Genomic DNA, 3,266 nt, shown 5'->3' with positions numbered 1-3,266 from the left:
CGGCATGCCCTGGCTGCGCCAGTGGTCGGCCACACGCTCCACCTCCTCCTCGGAGACGAACGGGCCGTGCACGCGGATGATCTGCTTGCCGCCGGACATGTAGAGCATGTCGCCCTTGCCCAGCAGCTGCTCCGCGCCCTGTTCGCCAAGGATGGTGCGGCTGTCGATCTTGGACGTCACGGAGAAGGAGATACGGGTCGGCAGGTTGGCCTTGATGACGCCGGTGATCACATCCACGGACGGGCGCTGCGTTGCCATGATCAGGTGGATGCCCGCTGCACGCGCCTTCTGGGCGAGGCGCTGGATGAGGATTTCCACCTCCTTGCCGGCCACCATCATCAGGTCGGCCAGCTCGTCCACGACCACCACGATCAGCGGCAGCGGATCGAAATCGAACGTCTGCTCTTCATAGATCGGCTGGCCGCTCTCGCGGTCGTAGCCGGTGTGGACCTTGCGCACGAGGGACTGGCCGCGCGCCTTGCTCTCCATCACCTTCTCGTTGAAGCCGGCCAGCGAGCGCGCGTTGACGCTGGCCATCTTCCGATAGCGGTCGTCCATCTCGCGCACGGCCCACTTCAGGGCGGCAATGGCCTTCTTCGGCTCCGTCACCACCGGGGCCAGAAGATGCGGAATGCCGTCGTAAACCGAAAGCTCCAGCATCTTGGGGTCGATCATGATGAAACGCAGCCGGTCCGGGGCCATGCGATACAGGAGGGAGACGATCATGCCGTTGAGGCCGACCGACTTGCCCGAACCCGTCGTACCCGCAATCAGCAAGTGCGGCATGGGCGCAAGGTCGGCCACCACGGCGTCGCCCGCAATGTCCTTGCCCAGCACCATCGGCAGCGTCTTCTTGTCGGTGGTGAAGCTCTCGGAGAGCAGCAGCTCCTTCAGGTAAACCGTATCGCGCTTGGCGTTCGGCAGTTCGATGCCGATGACGTTGCGGCCCGGCACCACAGCCACACGGGCCGAAATGGCGCTCATGGAGCGGGCGATGTCGTCCGCAAGGCCAATCACGCGGGAAGACTTGATGCCCGGCGCGGGTTCCAGCTCGTACATGGTCACAACCGGGCCGGGGCGCACCTGAATGATCTGCCCCTTGACGCCATAGTCATCGAGCACGGACTCCAGCAGCCGTGCATTCTGCTCCAGCGCGGTGCGATCAAAGCCGCGGGTGTCGGACTTCACCACCTCGGCCAGCAGGTCGAGGCTGGGGGATTCGTACTTGTCGCCCAGCTTGAGGTCGCCCTGCTTGGTCGCCTTGGCAACCGGCGCCTGCTCCTTCTTCGGCGGCATGATCCGGTCGCGCAGGCGAGGCTTGGGCGCGTCCTCCTCGTCGATCGGGGCGCTGATCTCGGGTGCCACCAGCTTCGGCTCGCGGCGGATGCTCTGCGGCCTGGGCGCTTCCTCTTCCAGTTCATAGGGCGGCACATAGCGCTCGCGGCGGCGGAACAGGCCCTTCAGGCGCTCCCAGTCGCTCTTTTCCAGCCCAAGGCTGAAGGCGAACAGCACGAGGCCGATGAGCAGCAGCGGCACGCAGAACGCCCAGCCCAGCGGCTCCCAGCCCCAGTTCTCGCCAAGGGAGGTGACGCCCTTCACGCCAAGGAAGCCGACAACGCCGCCCACGCCCGCATCCACCGGCCAGCTCGGCCAGGCGGGCACCCAGCCGCAGGCCAGGCTGAGCACGATCGCGCCGCTGAAGGCAAAGATCATCGAGCGCCGCAGGTTCTGCAACGGCAGGCGGCGCAGCGCCCGGAATGCCCAGCACAGCAGCGGAATGACCACGAACCACGCGCCAAGGCCGAGCACCTGATAGGCGATGTCCGCCAGAGACGCGCCCGCATAGCCCAGCCAGTTGCCCGGGCTTGCGTCCGTCGCATGGTTCAGCGAGGGGTCCGCCGGATCATAGCTGAGCAACGCCCCCAGCAGGCACAGGCCGAAGAGGCCAAGCAGCACGCCGCCCACGACGCGCATGGCCGGTTCCGCCGCAACGCCCATTTTCTGAAAGACGGTGGTGGGCAACTTGATGAAGCGCGCACTGGCCACTGTTCTGAACCCTTGTCCTGCCATGATCGATGATCGGTCCGGCTGTGCCAGACTCATTCTGTTCGGTTTGGTGTTATGAGCCGCAAGGTCCCGTCACCGTCAAGTAAGCGCGGCTTTGCATCACGATAAACCGTTGATCGCGGCATGAACAAGGCACGCCTCGACGCTGCGTCGCAGAGCATCATTGGCGATGCCGGTGGAAAATCCTACTCTGCGGGGGCATAAGGCGGGCAAATGGTCGCCCGCAGGGGGGCCCGGCTAGGGAAGGACAGGCGCATGGCGGATACAAGCAAGGCAATATCGGTCGATGCAATCATCATCGGCGGCGGCCTTGTCGGCATGACGCTGGCGCTGGCCCTCACCTCCCACGGCCTTGAAGTCGCCGTGGTGGACGCGGCAGACCTCACCACCACCCTCGCCTCCGGGTTTGACGGCCGCGCCTCCGCCATCGCCAACGCCTCGGGCAAGATGTTCCAGGCCATCGGCGTGTGGCCCTATCTGGCGGACGCCGCCCAGCCCATCCGCGAAATCATGGTGACCGATGGCGACTCGCCCCGGTTCCTCCAGTTCGATTCCTCCGCCATCGGCAATGAGCCGCTCGGCTACATGTTCGAGAACCGCCTCCTGCGCGCCGCGCTGCTGGAAGCCGCCGGCAAGGCGCAGGGTCTCCACCTGTTCGCGCCGGACCGGCTCGCCTCATGGAACCGCAACACCAGCCGGGTCGAGGCCGTGCTCACCAGCGGGCAGAAGCTCACCGCGCCGCTGCTGGTCTCTGCCGAAGGCCGCCGCTCCACCCTGCGGGATCAGGTCGGCATCCGCTGCGCCCAGTGGTCCTACCGCCAGCACGGCATCGTCACCACCGTTTCGCACGAGAAGCCCCATGGCGACGTGGCGCATGAGCGCTTCCTGCCGGATGGCCCCTTCGCCATCCTCCCGCTCCAGAACAACCGCTGCTGCATCGTCTGGACCGTGTCGGAGCGCGAAGGCCCGGCCCTCGTCGGCCTCAGCGATCGCGCCTTCCTCGCCGAGATCCGCCGCCGCTTCGGTGACTTCCTCGGCGAGCTGGAACTGGCCGCGCCCCGCTGGACCTACCCGCTCGGCTTCATCCACGCCGAACGCTACATCGATGACCGCTTCGCCCTGATCGGCGACTCCGCTCACGGCATCCACCCCATCGCAGGCCAGGGCCTGAACATGGGCATGCGAGACGTCGCCGCCTT

At 66.3% G+C, this 3,266-nt stretch carries 2 protein-coding genes; one reads left to right on the top strand and one right to left on the bottom strand.

Features of this window, described 5'->3' with window-relative positions; translation table 11 throughout:
• A partial coding sequence (locus VIG90_RS07105) for an FtsK/SpoIIIE family DNA translocase (RefSeq protein ID WP_414695475.1) occupies positions 1-1,998 on the bottom strand: 1,998 nt, incomplete at its 3' end.
• 324 nt (positions 1,999-2,322) lie between these two features.
• Here VIG90_RS07105 and VIG90_RS07100 point away from each other — a divergent pair.
• Positions 2,323-3,266: FAD-dependent monooxygenase (locus VIG90_RS07100; protein ID WP_331592792.1), on the top strand; the 944-nt coding region annotated here is incomplete at its 3' end.

The organism is Pedomonas sp. (assembly GCF_036515995.1).
Classification (GTDB): domain Bacteria; phylum Pseudomonadota; class Alphaproteobacteria; order Sphingomonadales; family Sphingomonadaceae; genus Pedomonas.
The sequence above is the reverse complement of the archived record's forward strand: the minus strand, read 5'-3'. Positions and strand labels throughout refer to the sequence as shown.